The sequence below is a fragment of the Streptomyces sp. NPDC058008 genome, from assembly GCF_042886395.1.
Classification (GTDB): Bacteria; Actinomycetota; Actinomycetes; order Streptomycetales; family Streptomycetaceae; genus Streptomyces.
Genome location: NZ_JBHVQX010000001.1, coordinates 337,306 through 352,423, shown reverse-complemented (window position 1 = coordinate 352,423; position 15,118 = coordinate 337,306). Strand labels below are relative to the sequence as shown.

The window sequence follows — 15,118 nt, the reverse complement described above, 5'->3', positions numbered from 1 at the left end:
GGGAGCCGCGGGGGCGGTCAGTGGTTGCGCGGGAAGCCGAGGTCGACGCCGGCGGGGGCGTCGGCCGGGTCGGGCCAGCGGGTGGTGACGACCTTGCCGCGGGTGTAGAAGTGCACGCCGTCGTTGCCGTAGATGTGGTGGTCCCCGAAGAGGGAGTCCTTCCAGCCGCCGAAGGAGTGGTAGCCCACCGGCACCGGGATCGGCACGTTGACGCCGACCATGCCGGCCTCGATCTCCAGCTGGAAGCGGCGGGCCGCCCCGCCGTCGCGGGTGAAGATCGCGGTGCCGTTGCCGAAGGGCGAGGCGTTCATGAGGGCGACGCCCTCCTCGTAGGTGCCGACGCGCAGGACGCACAGGACCGGGCCGAAGATCTCGTCGCGGTAGGCGTCGGAGTCGGTGGAGACGTTGTCCAGCAGCGACAGGCCGATCCAGTGGCCGTCCTCGAAGCCCTCGACCGTGAGGCCGGTGCCGTCGAGCACGACGTCGGCGCCCTGTGCGGCGGCCCCCGTGACGTAGGAGGCGACCTTGTCGCGGTGGGCGGCGGTGATCAGCGGGCCCATCTCGGAGGCGGGGTCCGTGCCGGGGCCGATCGTGATCCGCTCGGCCCGCTCGCGGATCTTCGCGACCAGTTCGTCCGCGACGGAACTCACCGCGACGACGGCGGAGATGGCCATGCAGCGTTCGCCGGCGGACCCGTAGGCGGCCGAGACGGCGGCGTCGGCGGCGGCGTCCAGGTCGGCGTCGGGGAGGACCAGCATGTGGTTCTTCGCGCCGCCGAGCGCCTGGACGCGCTTGCCGTTGGCGGAGGCGGTGGTGTGGATGTACCGGGCGATGGGGGTGGAGCCGACGAAGGACACGGCGGCGACGTCGGGGTGGGCGAGGAGTCCGTCGACGGCCACCTTGTCCCCGTGCAGGACGTTCAGTACGCCGTCGGGCAGGCCCGCCTCCGCGGCCAGCTCGGCCAGCAGGTTGGCGGCCGACGGGTCCTTCTCGCTGGGCTTCAGGACGAAGGTGTTCCCGCACGCGATGGCCAGCGGGAACATCCACATCGGCACCATGGCCGGGAAGTTGAACGGCGTGATGCCCGCGACGACACCGAGCGGCTGCCGGATCGAGGAGACGTCGACCCGGCTGGAGACCTGGGTCGACAGCTCGCCCTTGAGCTGGGTGGTGATGCCGCAGGCCAGCTCGACGATCTCCAGGCCACGGGCGACCTCGCCCAGCGCGTCGGAGTGCACCTTGCCGTGCTCGGCGGTGATCAGCGCGGCGATCTCGTCGCGGTGGGCGTCCAGCAGGGCCCGGTAGCGGAAGAGGACGGCGGTGCGGGCGGAGAGGGAGGAGGTGCCCCAGGTCTCGTACGCGGTCCTCGCGGCGGAGACCGCGGCGTCGACCTCCTCGGCGGAGGCGAGAGCCACCCGGGTCGTGACGGCGCCGGTCGCCGGGTCGGTGACCGGACCGTGGTTGCCCGACGTGCCCTCGACGGTCTTGCCACCGATCCAGTGGTTGACGGTCTTCATGACGGGGTCTCCTTCACAGGTGGCGGCGTCGGGCTGCGATCTGCCGGTCGTACTCTTTCCTCGCCTCGACCGCCGACGGGCGGGTCGCGGTTTCGGCTACGGGAACATCCCACCACGCCTGTGCCGGAGGAGGGCCCGACACTGTGTCTGCCGTTTCGGTCTCGACGTAGACACAAGTGGGACGGTCCGCGGCACGTGCCTCGGCGAGCGCGCGGCGCAGCTCACCGACCGACCCGGCGCGCAGCACCCGCATGCCGAGCGAGGCCGCGTTGGCGGCGAGGTCGACGGGCAGGGGGGCGCCGGTGAACGCGCCGTCGTCGGCGCGGTGCCGGTACGCGGTGCCGAAGCGCTCGGCGCCGACGGACTCGGAGAGGCCGCCGATGGAGGCGTATCCGTGGTTCTGCAGGATGACCAGCTTGACGGGCAGGTTCTCCTGCACCGCGGTGACGATCTCGGTGGGGTTCATCAGGTAGGTGCCGTCGCCGACGAGGGCCCAGACCGGTCGGCCCGGCGCCGCGAGCTGGACCCCGAGGGCGGCGGGGATCTCGTATCCCATGCAGGAGTACCCGTACTCGACGTGGTACTGGTGCGGGGAGCGGGTCCGCCACAGCTTGTGGAGGTCGCCGGGGAGGGAGCCCGCCGCGTTGACCAGGACGTCGTCCTCGGTGACCAGCTCGTCGAGCAGCCCGAGCACCTGGGCCTGGGTGGGGCGGGCGTCGGGGTCCGCGGTGGCGAAGGCGGCGTCGACGCGCCGCTCCCAGCGCTCCTTGGCGTCGGTGTACTCGCTCTCGTAGGCGGGGGTGACGCGGTGTCCGCGCGCGCCGAGGGCCTCGCCGAGCGCCTCGATCGCGGTGCGCGCGTCGGCGACGAGGGGGAGGGCGGAGAGCTTGTGGGCGTCGAAGCCGGTGATGTTGAGGTTGAGGAAGCGGACCCCCGGCTCCGCGAAGAGGGTGCCGGAGGCGGTCGTGAAGTCGGTGTAGCGGGTGCCGACACCGATCACCAGGTCGGCCTCGCGGGCGAGCGCGTCGGCGGTCGCGGTGCCGGTGTGGCCGATGCCGCCCACGTCGGCGGGGTGGTCGTGGCGCAGCGAGCCCTTGCCGGCCTGGGTGGACGCCACGGGGATGCGGGTGGAGGCGGCGAACGCGGCGAGCGCCTCCTCGGCCGCGCTGTGGTGGACACCGCCGCCCGCGACGATCAGGGGGCGGCGCGCGGAACGCACCGCGCGGACGGCCTGTTCGAGCTCGTACGGATCGGGGGCCGGCCTGCGTACGGTCCAGACCCGTGTCGCGAAGAACTCCGCGGGCCAGTCGTACGCCTCGGCCTGTACGTCCTGCGGCAGCGCGAGGGTGACGGCCCCCGTGGCCGCCGGGTCGGCGAGGGTGCGCATGGCGTGCAGGGCGGCCGGGATCAGCGCCTCGGGGCGGGTGATCCGGTCGAAGTGGCGGGAGACGGGGCGCAGGCAGTCGTTGACCGACACATCGCCCGCGTGGGGCACTTCGAGCTGCTGGAGCACCGGGTCTGCGGGGCGGGTCGCGAAGGTGTCTCCGGGCAGGAGGAGGACGGGCAGGTGGTTGACGGTGGCGAGCGCCGCACCCGTGACGAGGTTGGTTGCGCCGGGGCCGATGGAGGTGGTGACGGCGTGCGCGGAGAGCCGGCCGGACCGGCGGGCGTATCCGACGGCGGCGTGCACCATGGCCTGTTCGCTGCGGCCCTGGAGGTACGGCATCGCGGGGCCGGCTTCGAGGAGTGCCTGCCCCACGCCCGCGACGTTGCCGTGGCCGAAGATGCCCCAGGTGGCGTTGATCAGGCGGTGGCGCCGCCCGTCGCGCTCGGTGTACTGGCGGGCGAGGAAGGCGATCAGCGCCTGCGCGGTGGTGAGCCTGCGGGTGGCCCCGGCCGGCCCGGACGCGCCCGGCGTACCGGAGGGGTGGGACGTGCGGCGGGGTGTGGTCACCGGGCGGCCTCCGGACCGTGGAGCGGCAGTCGTGGGTCGACGGGCTGATCGGGCCAGGTCTCACGGATCCAGCGGTGGTCGGGGTGGTCGCGGATCAGCCATTCACGCTGCTCGCCCGGGCCCGCCATGACGTTCAGGTAGTACAGGGTGCGTCCCGGCGGGGCGATGGACGGGCCGTGCCAGCCGTCGGGGATGAGGACGGCGTCACCGGTGGCGACCTCGGCGAGCACGTCCGTTCCTCCGGGCCGGGAGGGCGAGACCCGGTGGTAGCCGAGGCCGTCGCCCTCGACCTCGAAGTAGTAGATCTCCTCGAGCACGGACTCGGTGCCGGGGTGGTGCTCGTCGTGCTTGTGGGGCGGGTACGAGGACCAGTTGCCGCCGGGGGTGAGGACCTCGACGGCGATGAGCCGGTCACAGTCGAAGGTGTCGGCCGCGGCGAAGTTGTGCACCTGGCGCGAGCAGGTGCCCGCGCCACGCAGCTCGACCGGTACCTCCGGCGCGGGGCCGTAGCGAGCGGGGAGTCGTCGCTCGCACTTCGCTCCTGCCAGGGCGAAGCGGCCTCCTGCGCCGGAGGAGATCTGGGCGCGGGCGTCGCGTGGGACATAGGCGAAATCGGTCACAGGGCCGAACACGTCTTTCCTGCCCCGTAGTTCAAAGATCTCACCTGCTGTGCGCACCGTACAGCCACCGGACAACGGCAGGACGATCCATTCGCTCTCCCCGGTTACCAGGGTGTGAACTCCGCCCGGCTCCAGCTCCAGCACACGCAGGGCGGACCGCTCCCATCCGGCCCGCTCCGGGCCGATGTCGAGGGCGTAGGGACCGCTCGCGGCGTGACCGGCCCTGAGGTGGTGGTGCCTCTGCTGCTCGTCCGGCTTCGTCATCGCTCCCCTGGCTCCCATGGCTCCATCCCTACCCGTCGTCGGGCCTCGCTCACGGACGCCTCGCGTTCGTGTCCACTTCCGGTCCACGGGAGTCCGGTCCCACGGCCGTGTCGACGGCCACCGTGTACCGGAGTGACACGGCGCGGCCCAGCACCGTGCACGGGAGCCCCACCGCCGTGTCGACGGCCACCTTCACAGCAGCCCCACGGCCGTGTCGACGGCGCCCGCCACGTCGCCGTCGGCGGGATAGAGCAGCGACCGTCCGACGACCAGCCCCTGGACGGTCGGGAGCCGCAGGGCGCCCCGCCACCGCTCGTACGCCGTGTCGGGATCCTCCGGGACCTCGCCGCCGAGCAGGACGGCGGGCAGGGTCGAGGCCCGCATCACGCGCTCCATGTCGTCGGGGTCCTCCGTGACGGGGACCTTGAGCCAGGTGTAGGCGGACGTGCCGCCCAGCCCCGAGGCGATGGCGATGGAGGTCGTGACGGCGGCGGCGCCCAGGTCGGTGCGGATGCCTCCGGGGGTACGCCGGCAGAGGAACGGCTCGATGAAGACGGGCAGCCGGTGGGCGGCCATCGCGTTCACGGTGCGGGCTGCGGTGTGCAGGGTGTCCAGGGAGCCCGGGTCGTCGTGATCGATCCGCAGGAGCAACTTGCCCGCGTCGAAACGCCGCTGGGACAGGTCGACGGGGCGGTGGCCGGTGAAGCGGTCGTCGAGCTCGAACGCGGCGCCCGCGAGCCCGCCTCGGTTCATGGAGCCGATGACGACCTTCTCCTCCAGTGCGCCCAGGAGCAGCAGGTCCTCCAGGACGTCGGCACCCGCGAGCACCCCGTCGACGCCGGGGCGGGCCAGGGCGAGGCAGAGGCGTTCCAGCAGGTCGAAGCGGTCGGCCATGGCCAGGCCGTCGTCGCCGACGGCGAGGGCCCCGCGGGCCGGATGATCCGCCGCGATGATCATCAGCCGTCCGGTGGGACCCAGGAGGGGGCGCCTGCCGCGGGTGGCGGCGGCCTCGGCGACGGCCTCGGGGCGGTCGGCGCGGAGCCGTACGAGGTCGGCGACGCCTGCCGCGGCGGGCGGGGTCACGGGGTGCTGCCCGTGGCCGGGCCCGCCACGCCGTCGGTCAGGACCTGTTCGACCTCGTGCGGGTGGGGCATCGCGGAGGAGCAGGCGAGGCGGGAGGCGACGATGGCCCCGGCCGCGTTGGCGTAGCGCATGACGTGGTCCGTGTCCCAGCCGGCGAGGAGACCGTGGCAGAGGGCGCCCCCGAAGGCGTCGCCCGCGCCCAGTCCGTTGACCACCTCGACGGCGAGGGGCGGGATCTCGGCGGTCGTGCCGTCGCGGTGCACGGCGAGGACGCCGGCCGGTCCCTGCTTGACGACGGCGAGTTCGGGCCCGGCGGCGAGCAGGGCGGCGGCGGCCGCGTGCGGGTCGCGTTCCCCGGTGGCCACCTCGCACTCGTCGAGGTTGCCGACGGCGACCGTGGCGTGGGCGAGCGCCTCGCGGTAGTGCGTACGGGCGGCTTCGGCGTCACCGCCCTTCCCCTCCCCCCAGAACATGGGGCGCCAGTCGAGGTCGAAGACGGTGGCGCGCGGCGGGCCGGCCGGGCCCGGTGCCTCTGCCGCGCCGCGGGCCCGGAGGGCGGCGAGGGTCGCGGTGCGACTGGGCTCGGCGCAGAGTCCGGTGCCGGTCATCCAGAAGACACGGGCGGCGCGTACGGCGTCCAGGTCCAGCTCCGCAGGGTGGATCTCCAGATCGGGTGCCTTGGGCTGCCGGTAGAAGTAGAGCGGGAAGTGGTCCGGCGGGAAGATCTCGCAGAAGGTCACGGGCGTCGGATACTCCGCCACGGCGCCCACCCAACGGTCGTCCACCCCGAACTCCCGCAGCGCCTGGTGGAGGTAGTCGCCGAAGGCGTCCCGGCCTGTGCGCGTGATGACAGCCGTGCGCCGTCCCAGCCGGGCGGCGGCCACCGCCACGTTCGACGGCGAGCCGCCGAGGAACTTCCCGAAGGTCTCGACCCGGGCCAGTGGTACGCCGGTCTGCAAGGGGTAGATGTCCACCCCGATCCGCCCCATGGTGATGACGTCGTACGGCTCAGGCATACGCATCCCTTCGACCTCGTACTCCGGCCCGGCGCTCCGGCCGGGTGATCCGCCCCGTGGTCCGCCCCGCGATCCGCCCCGTGGTCCTGACCGCTGCTTCGGCCTGGTGGGTCCGGCGCGGTGGTGCGGGCCGGTGGTGCGGTCCGGTGGTGCGGGCCGGGCGGTCCGGGCAGGCGGTACGGGCCGGGTGTGCCGGTCCGGTGGTGCGGGCCGGGTGGTCCGCCTGGTGAGCCGGTCCGGCGGTGCGGGCCGGGTGGTCCGGGCCGGTGGTGCGGGCCGGGCGGTCCGGGCCAGGTGGTCCGGGCCAGGTGGTCCTGCTGGTGATCCGGGCAGGTCGCCCGACCTGGTGGGCTGGAGCCGCGCTCCGGCTCGGTGGTTCTTCTGGTGGTCCTGACTGTTGGTCCCGGGCTGTCGAACACCCCGGTGATCCGTGGCGCATCGCCCAACCCTGTGATCCGGGCCGGGTCTCCCAACCCGGAGGCCCAGGGTGGATCGACCAACCCGCGGCCCAGGGCGGACCACCCAATCCGGGGGCCCAGAACGGATCGCCCAACCGGGGGCCCAGAACGGATCGCCGAACCCGTCGGTCCGATACGGCAGTTCGTACCGTCCGTCCCTCCGGGCCACCGCTCACGACCTGTCATCCGCCCCGTACGCCCCCGCTCTTCGCCCGCGCCGGTCCTCCTGGCCCATTCCCCGGGCCTCCCTCCGGTGTGCGTCGCGCGAGCCGGCCCCGGCCGGTCGGCCCGTCCCAGGTCTAGCCCTCACCCAGAGCCCTGTCAACACTTTGTCCGGACATTCGGACGAACTCTTGACACTCCTTCCCGAGGGCTGGAGGGTGGGCGATATGACCTCCTCCGTACCCTCCCCGGCCCGCATCCGCATCGGTTCGGCACCCGATTCATGGGGGGTGTGGTTCCCCGACGATCCGCGGCAGGTGCCCTGGGAGCGGTTCCTCGACGAGGTCACCGAGGCGGGTTACGAGTGGATCGAGCTCGGCCCGTACGGCTATCTGCCCACCGATCCCGCCCGGCTCGCGGACGAGACCGCCCGCCGGAATCTCGCCGTCTCCGCGGGCACCGTCTTCACCGGATTGCACCACGGTCCGGCGGTCTGGGACCGGACCTGGGAGCATGTCGCCGGCATCGCGGCACTCACCCGGGCGATGGGGGCCGGACATCTCGTGGTCATCCCGTCGTTCTGGCGGGACGACAAGACGGGTGAGGTGCTGGAGGACCGGACGCTCACCCCCGGGCAGTGGCACGACCTCAGCACCCAGACGGAGCGCCTGGCCCGCGAGGTGCGGGACACGTACGGACTGCGCGTCGTGGTGCACCCGCACGCCGACACGCACATCGACAGCGAGGAGAACGTCAACCGCTTCCTCGACGCCACCGACCCCGACCTGGTCTCCCTCTGTCTCGACACCGGGCACTACGCGTACTGCGGCGGGGACAGCGTGAAGCTCATCAAGACCTACGGGGAGCGGATCGGCTATCTGCACCTCAAGCAGGTCGATCCTGCGGTGCTGGCCGATGTCGTGGCGAACGAGGTGCCGTTCGGCCCGGCGGTGGCCCGCGGCGTGATGTGCGAGCCGCCCGGCGGTGTGCCCGCGCTGGAGCCGGTGCTGGACGCCGCACGCGCCCTGGGGAAGGACCTGTTCGCCATCGTCGAGCAGGACATGTATCCCTGCCCGCCGGACAAACCGCTGCCCATCGCACGCCGCACCCGGGAGTTCCTCCGCATCTGCGGGCCAGCGCGGCCGTCCTCCTGACCCGCTGGCCCCTGATCCTCCTGCGCCACAGCAGCCCGCTACCCCCTCGGTCGCGTAGGCCCGCGTTCCGCTGATCCCGTGCCACGGACTCGCGCCGCTCCCTGAACCGCCGCCCGCGACCTCGTTCACCGGGACAGAGGCACACGGGAGACGCAGAGGGGTCCCCTCACGACGGGCAAGGCCCTCAGGTCGTACCAGGAGTTCGCGCACACATCCGGGCCCAGCCGCACACGGTCCGTTCGTAGCGCACGCACGGACTCCTTCCGCCTCCGTTCGTAGCGTAGGCATGGGCTCCTCCGCCTCCGGACGAGGTCCGGCGCGGAAAGCCCAGGGGGCCGTGGGCACCGTCCTCGCGCGGATCGCCTCCCGGCCCGGCAGCCGCAGCCGCAGCCGTTGCCGTTGCCGTTGGCGTGGCTGTAGCCGTTGCCGTTGCCGTTGGCGTGGCCGTAGCCGTTGCGCCCGGCCCTCAGGCTTTCTTCGCCGGCTCGATGATGGTGACGCCCGTCCCGAAGCCCGTGCCCATCGCGGCGAGGGCCTTCGGGGCATCGTCCAGGGTGAGGGTGGACGTCACCAGGAGATCCGGCCGCAGGGTGCTGGCCCGGACCATGTCCATCATCGGCGGGTAGGCGTGGGCGGCCATGCCGTGGCTGCCGAGGATCTCCAGTTCCAGACCGATCACCCTCGCCATGGGGACGACGGGGTCGCCCGCCGCCGACGGCAGAAGCCCGACCTGGACATGGCGGCCCTGTCGGCGCAGGCTCCGCACCGAGGCGCCGCAGGTGACCGGGGAGCCGAGGGCGTCGAGCGACAGATGCGCGCCGCCACCGGTCAGTTCGCGTACGGCCTCGTCCGCACCACCGGGGTGCGACGAGGCGTCCACTGTCTCGGTCGCGCCGAACGCCCTGGCCAGCTCCAGGGCCCGCTGCGACACGTCGACCGCGACGACCCTGGCCCCGCACGCCACCGCGATCATCACGGCGGACAGTCCGACCCCGCCGCAGCCGTGCACGGCGACCCACTCCCCCGGAGCGACCCGCCCTTGTTCCACCACGGCACGGAACGCCGTGGCGAACCGGCACCCGAGTCCGGCCGCCGTGGCCGGCGAGAGCCCTTCGGGCACCGCGACCAGATTGACGTCGGCCTGTTCCAGCGCCACGTATTCGGCGAAGGACCCCCAGTGGGTGAAGCCCGGCTGGGTCTGCCGCTCGCAGACCTGCTGGGCGCCGGCGGCACAGGCGGAACACCGGCCGCAGGCACAGACGAAGGGCACGGTGACCCGGTCGCCGGCCCGCCAGTTGTGGACACCGGGGCCCACGTCCGCGACCACTCCGGCCAGTTCGTGGCCGGGCACGTGCGGGAGGACGATGTCCGGGTCGTGCCCCATCCAGCCGTGCCAGTCGCTCCGGCAGAGCCCCGTGGCCTCGACTCGCACCACGACTCCCCCGGCCGGAGGAACGGGGTCCGGGAGGTCCCGGACCCGGGCCTCCTGCCCGAACTCCTCGAACACCACTGCCCTCATCCGTCCCGCCTCCCTGCTCCAGCCACCAGCACTCGACCACGCACGCCCGGCCACCGCCGTACGGCTCCGCCACCCGGCGCCACCATCCCGGCACCACCGCCACCGCCACCGCCACCGGGCTCCGGCTCCGGCTCCGGCTCCGGCTCCGGCTCCGGCTCCGGCTCCGGCTCCGGCTCCGGCTCCGGCTCCGGCTCCGGCTCCGGGCGAATCTACGCCCCGGCCGTGATCCTGTCCCGCTCCTTCCCACCTGCTCCCGGCGGCAGCTGCTCGGGGGCCTCGCCCCCGGCCGGAGCCGGCTCACCCTCGCTCAGTCCGAACCGCTGGTGGAAGGCGCGCAGCGGCGCGGGGGCCCACCAGGTGACCCGGCCCATCAGCTTCATCACGGCCGGCACCAGCAGGCTCCGCACCACCATGGCGTCCATCAGTACGGCCAGGGCGATCCCGAGGCCGAGCATCTTCGTGTTGGTCACGCGCGAGGTGCCGATGGCCACCATCACCACGGCCAGGATGACGGCAGCCGCGGTGATCAGCCCGCCCGTGTGACGGAGCCCGAACGTCACCGAATGCTCGTGGTCGCCGGTGCGGTCGTACTCCTCCTTGATCCGGGAGAGCAGGAACACGCCGTAGTCCATGGAGAGGCCGAAGGCCACACAGAACATCAGCACGGGCAGGGTCGTCTCGATGTCACCTGTGCTGGTGAAGGAGAGGATCCCGGAGAGGTTTCCGTCCTGGAAGACCCAGACCACCGCTCCGAACATGGCGGTCAGGCTGAGCGCGTTCAGGACGACCGCCTGGAGCGGGATGAGGACGCTGCCGGTCAGCAGGAAGACGAGCAGCAGCGTCACCACGACGATGATCCCCACCGCCCAGGGCAGCCGGTCCGCTATGGCGTCCTTCGAGTCGACCAGGACGGCCGCCGTCCCGGTCACCGAGGTGTCGAACGGGGCGGGCTCGGCCCGCAGCTCGCGGACCAGGTCCTGGGCCCCCTGCCCGACGGGCTCCCCCTCGGGAAGAACGTTGAAGTACGCGGATCCGTCCCCCGTGACGGGCCCGTCGACCCTCTGCACTCCGGGCAGCGCGGCGATCCGGTCCTTGAACTCGGCGTACTGGCCGGCATTCGCCGTGCCCTCCGCGAGCACTTCGAGGCCACCGCCGGGGCTGCCGGGGAAGCTGTCCCGTATGTGCTCCTGGACGACGCGGGACTCGGCTGTGTCCGGCAGCTGCCGGTCGTCCGCCGTGCCGAACTTCACCCCGAGGAAGGGGAGTCCCAGGAGGACGAGCCCGACCGTGGTGACGACGGCGAAGAGAGGAGCCCTGCGCATCACGAGCACCGAGAAGCGGGCCCACCCCCTGCCCGATCCCTCGGCCGCCGCGGTCCCGGAGGCCGGCTCCGGGCGGCGGCGCCGCAGCAGCCGGCCCAGGTCCAGGGCGTTCACCCGTGGCCCGAGCAGCATCAGCGCGGCCGGCAGCAGGATGAGGGCAGCCGCGGCGGCCAACAGCACCACCGCGATGCCCGCGTAGGCGAAGGAGCGAAGGAAGTACTGGGGGAAGACCATCATCGCGGCGAGCGACACGGCCACCGTCAGCGCGGAGAAGAGCACCGTGCGGCCCGCCGTGCGCAGGGTGGTGCCGATCGCCGTCCGGGTGTCCGCCCCGGCCGACAGCTCCTCGCGGAAGCGGCGCACGATGAACAGGGCGTAGTCGATCGCGAGTCCGAGGCCCAGTGCCGTGGTGAGGTTCTGGGCGAAGACCGAGACATCGGTGAACTCCGTGATGCCGCGCAGCACCGCGTTGGTCCCCAGGATCGCGACGATGCCGACGCCGAGGGGCAGCAGGGCCGCGACCGCGCTCCCGAAGACCATGACCAGCAGCACCAGCGTGACCGGCAGAGCGATCAGCTCGGCACGCAGGAGGTCCTCCTGGATGATGCTCTGCATCTCGTGCCGCACGGCGACGGGTCCCCCGACGGACACATCCACCGGGCCGTGCGCACCGCCGTAGACGGGGGCTATCCGGTCCAGGATCTCGCCGGCGCCCTTCTCGTCGCCTGTGATCCGGGCGGCGACGATCGCCTCGTGTCCGTCGGAGGAGCGCAGGGCGGGGGACTTCGTCCGCCAGTACGAGCCGACCCCCGTGATCCCCGGCTCGGCCGAGAGCCGGTCGGTGAGCCGGGCCGCCTCGGCCGCCACTGCGGGATCGTCGACCGTGACGTCGCCGCTGTCGACGAGCAGAAGCAGGTTGGGTTGCGAGTCGGGGAACTCCCGCTCCAGCATTTGGGTTGTGCGGGTCGACTCGGCGTCGGGCGCTTCCCAGCCGCCGCTGCCCATCCTGTCGGCCACCCCGCTGCCCGCGAACACAGCGAGCGCCGTGATCACCAGGGCGGCCAGCAGGGCGAGCCTCGGCCTCGCGGTGACGAAGCGGGTCCACCCCCCGGCACGCTCCGGGCTGTTGACTTCGGACATGGTGCGGTGTCCCCTTCACCGGGACCCGGGCAGCACGGAACGGCACGGGTCGGCCATTGCCACGTACACTGGCAAACACGAGCACCCGCTCGCGTTTGTTCAGAATGCGAGTGGCCGCTCGTATTTGTCAACCGCGTCTTGAGAGCTGGGGATCAACCGTGCCGGAGGCCAGAGCGGAAGCAGCCGCCACGCCCGCGCAGAGCGGCGACCGAGAGCAGAGCGACAGCCGCGAGAAGAGTGGCGCGGGCACCAAGGACAACAGCGGCCGCAAAGCCGCCACCACGGACACCGGCTCCGGCCCCGCGGCCGACACCGGCGCGGGCTCCGGCACAGGCACCGGAGCAGCGGGAGCGGGCGGCGCGGCGGGCCGCCCCCGCCGTCGCCAGGCGCGCGGCGAGGCCCGCGTCGCCCAGCTGCTCGAAGCCGCCGCCGACGTCTTCAGCGCCAGCGGGTACAACGGCGCCAGCACCAACGCCATCGCCCGCGAGGCGGGCGTCTCACCGGGCACGCTGTACCAGTTCTTCCCCAACAAGGAAGCCATCGCCATCGAGCTCGGCGAACAGCTCCTGCACCGCTGGCGGGAGACGTACGGCGCCGCCTTCGTCGTCAGCCACATCGAGCTGCCGCTCGACCGGCTCCTGAACACGGTCCTGGACCCGCTGATCGCCTTCAACTGCGAGAACCCGGCCTTCGCCGTCCTCACCCACGGCTCCGAGATCCCGGGCGTGATCACCCGGGAGCACGACGCCCTGCACGCCGCCATGCTCACCAGGACCGAACAGCTCCTCGGCGCCTACCTGCCCGAGCTGCCGGCGGACCAGGTCGCCCGCACCGCCGAGATGTCCTTCGTCCTCTTCAAGGCCGGCCTCGACCTGATCATGTCCCACGAGGGAGCCGAACGGGTGGCCTACACGGACGAGTTGAAGGCCGTGATGTACCGCTACCTGGAGCCCCTGGTCTGCGACACGCCCGAGGGGGCGACAGCAAAGGGGATTGATACCCCCTAGGGGTATAGTGGTACACGGTGAGGCGCACCGGGCTCCCTGGCGCGCCCTCGCGCCCCACCGTCACACCCGCTGTCCCCGCGAAGAGGAGAACGCCATGACCACCGAGACGGACACGCCCCGGACCTCCGGCTCCTGCTGCTCGTCCACCGGCTCCTGCGACGACGGGGCGGCCGACGTCCAGGTGGGCGCCGTCACCGCGGTGTACGAGGTGACGGGCATGACCTGCGGTCACTGCGAAGGGGCGGTCTCCGAGGAGATCTCCGCGATCGAGGGGGTCACCTCGGTCAAGGCCGAGGCCGCCACCGGCCGGGTGACCGTCGAATCCGCGGCGCCGCTGACCGACGAGGCCGTACGCGCCGCCGTCGACGAGGCGGGCTACGAGCTCGTCGGCCGCGCCTGAGACCGGGCACCGCCCGCCATCCCTGGGTGTGCGCGGATCGGCACGGCCGTCACACCTCAGGGCGGGCGCACCGCCCGCACCCCAGACCGTGCACGCATCGCACACCCGCGCCCCAGGCCGTGCGTCCACTGGTGCCCGCGTACCCACGGCAGAGGCATCACACCCGGTACGCGCCATCCGTAGCGCCCGCGCGCACCACCCGGCGCTAGCAGCGCGCCCCGCACCCCACGGGCGAGCCGGTTCGCCCGCACACCCGGACGGCCGCCCCGTGCATGGGGCGTGCTCGCCGGCCGCCCGGCGGGACGCGCGGGAGCGCCGGGACCCGGGCCCCTTCGGGCCGCTCGTCCCGGAGGGCCGCTTCAGGCCGTACGCCACCGGAGAGGTGGACAGCGGTGCGGAAGCAGCCCGACCGCCCGACCCAGGAGTCGGCACACACGTCGGCACCACGGCAGCCGAGGCCCCGTCGGCGGGAACCGCCGAGGCCGCTTCCACGAGCGGCGGAACCGTCTGCGCCTCGCGCACGGCCCAGGTCGAGGAGAAGCCCAGCCGGATGGACGGGCGAAGGACGGCAGCGCGGCGGCCGTGACGGACCTCCGGACACCGGGCCTCGAACCGATCCTGCCGCCCGCGCGGAGCGGGGCCGCCCTGATCCCCGTGACCCGCGCGATCGGGATCGGCACGGTCCACGCGGAGGCTCTCCCAAAGGACAAGGCCGAGGTCGGACGGCGTCTCCAGGCAGAGGGCGGGTACGTGGTGATGGCCGGTGGCGGGTGATCGTCGCCGTCGCTCTCGCCGTGGCCGATCCTGGTCTGCCGGTGGGAACCGGCACCGGTGCGGCGCCCCGGGCGGGCGACCTCGCACCGGTTCGTGGAGATCTCAAGGTGGCCCCTGCCGCCATCCGCCGGTCGGGGCGTACTCTGTCCCCCATCAGAAGCAACCTCTTCTGGGCTTTCGGCTACAACGTGGCCGTACTGCCTCTCAGCGCGTTCGGGCTGCTCAGCGCCATGATCGCGGGTGCGGCAGTGGCGTTCTCGGCGGCCTTCGCCGTGACGGAAAGCCTGAGGTCGCGCTCCTTCACATGATTTCCACAAAGAGACTTAGATCACACCGATTTGAGGGTAACCATCTGATGGGTTGGTGAGTCTAAGAGTGCGATGCCAAGGATGTCTTGGGGGACGTCCGATGGAGTGTCTTGGGGGACGCTCCATGGCAAGCGTTGGCCGGGGCACGTGCACCGGGGAGCTTGAGCGGCCCTCCCGTGCGTACGTACCCCGGCGGCCGCACAGCAGGAACGAACTGAATACGCACCACCGCAGAGCAAAGGGAGTTCAGGCTCCCTGCAGACGCCCGGCCGGATCCCGTGGGGGGAATCCGCTCCGGGATATGGGAAGCGCCCTGTCCGTCGACCCGTGGGGGGATCGGCGGCGGGGCGTTTCTCGCACACACCCCCACCGGCCTCCAGCGGCGCATTCCGCGCATGCCCCCACCGCGACCGACGGCGA

General features: G+C 72.7%; 12 protein-coding genes. 5 read left to right on the top strand and 7 right to left on the bottom strand.

What is annotated here, in order from left to right:
* Positions 1-17 precede the first annotated feature (17 nt).
* The 5 genes from mmsA to iolC form a co-directional block, all read right to left on the bottom strand.
* A complete protein-coding gene (gene mmsA / locus ACFVS9_RS01470) occupies positions 18-1,517 on the bottom strand; it encodes a CoA-acylating methylmalonate-semialdehyde dehydrogenase (RefSeq protein WP_389929380.1) in 1,500 nt (499 codons plus the stop codon).
* 13 nt (positions 1,518-1,530) lie between these two features.
* Positions 1,531-3,471, bottom strand: a complete 1,941-nt coding sequence (gene iolD / locus ACFVS9_RS01465) for a 3D-(3,5/4)-trihydroxycyclohexane-1,2-dione acylhydrolase (decyclizing) (protein WP_389929378.1) — start codon at positions 3,469-3,471, stop codon at positions 1,531-1,533.
* Positions 3,468-4,355 (bottom strand): 5-deoxy-glucuronate isomerase, encoded by an 888-nt coding sequence (iolB, locus tag ACFVS9_RS01460; protein WP_383113912.1) that lies wholly within the window; start codon positions 4,353-4,355, stop codon positions 3,468-3,470. Before iolB ends, iolD begins: the two co-directional genes overlap by 4 nt.
* A 192-nt stretch (positions 4,356-4,547) precedes the next feature.
* Positions 4,548-5,438 carry a deoxyribose-phosphate aldolase gene (locus ACFVS9_RS01455; RefSeq protein ID WP_389929376.1) on the bottom strand — a complete coding sequence of 297 codons (891 nt, stop codon included), beginning with the start codon at positions 5,436-5,438 and terminating at the stop codon, positions 4,548-4,550.
* Entirely contained in the window at positions 5,435-6,454 is a 1,020-nt protein-coding gene (gene iolC, locus ACFVS9_RS01450) for a 5-dehydro-2-deoxygluconokinase (protein WP_389929374.1), read from the bottom strand. The genes ACFVS9_RS01455 and iolC overlap by 4 nt, the downstream gene beginning before the upstream one ends.
* Before the next feature lie 847 nt (positions 6,455-7,301).
* Here iolC and ACFVS9_RS01445 point away from each other — a divergent pair.
* Positions 7,302-8,228: a sugar phosphate isomerase/epimerase family protein gene (locus ACFVS9_RS01445; RefSeq protein WP_383113880.1), complete on the top strand. Its 927-nt coding sequence runs from the start codon at positions 7,302-7,304 to the stop codon at positions 8,226-8,228.
* A 466-nt stretch (positions 8,229-8,694) separates the two neighbouring features.
* Here the strand turns inward: ACFVS9_RS01445 and ACFVS9_RS01440 are convergent, their stop codons facing one another.
* Both ACFVS9_RS01440 and ACFVS9_RS01435 read right to left on the bottom strand, forming a co-directional pair.
* The gene (locus tag ACFVS9_RS01440) at positions 8,695-9,747 is read right to left on the bottom strand and encodes a zinc-dependent alcohol dehydrogenase family protein (protein WP_389929372.1); all 1,053 of its coding nucleotides are present in this window, start codon (positions 9,745-9,747) and stop codon (positions 8,695-8,697) included.
* A gap of 209 nt (positions 9,748-9,956) precedes the next feature.
* Complete coding sequence (locus ACFVS9_RS01435) at positions 9,957-12,209, bottom strand: MMPL family transporter (protein ID WP_389929370.1); 2,253 nt, start codon at positions 12,207-12,209, stop codon at positions 9,957-9,959.
* A gap of 158 nt (positions 12,210-12,367) precedes the next feature.
* Here ACFVS9_RS01435 and ACFVS9_RS01430 point away from each other — a divergent pair, with 158 nt between their 5' ends.
* The 4 genes from ACFVS9_RS01430 to ACFVS9_RS01415 all read left to right on the top strand — a co-directional run bounded on the left by ACFVS9_RS01430 (position 12,368) and on the right by ACFVS9_RS01415 (position 14,698).
* Positions 12,368-13,216 carry a TetR family transcriptional regulator gene (locus ACFVS9_RS01430; RefSeq protein WP_389929368.1) on the top strand — a complete coding sequence of 283 codons (849 nt, stop codon included), beginning with the start codon at positions 12,368-12,370 and terminating at the stop codon, positions 13,214-13,216.
* Between the two features lie 94 nt (positions 13,217-13,310).
* Positions 13,311-13,616 carry a heavy-metal-associated domain-containing protein gene (locus ACFVS9_RS01425; RefSeq protein ID WP_383113884.1) on the top strand — a complete coding sequence of 102 codons (306 nt, stop codon included), beginning with the start codon at positions 13,311-13,313 and terminating at the stop codon, positions 13,614-13,616.
* 582 nt (positions 13,617-14,198) lie between these two features.
* Positions 14,199-14,390, top strand: a complete 192-nt coding sequence (locus tag ACFVS9_RS01420; RefSeq protein WP_389929366.1) for a hypothetical protein — start codon at positions 14,199-14,201, stop codon at positions 14,388-14,390.
* Positions 14,387-14,698, top strand: coding sequence for a hypothetical protein (locus ACFVS9_RS01415; RefSeq protein WP_389929364.1), 312 nt, complete (start codon positions 14,387-14,389; stop codon positions 14,696-14,698). The genes ACFVS9_RS01420 and ACFVS9_RS01415 overlap by 4 nt, the downstream gene beginning before the upstream one ends.
* Positions 14,699-15,118: the final 420 nt, after the last annotated feature.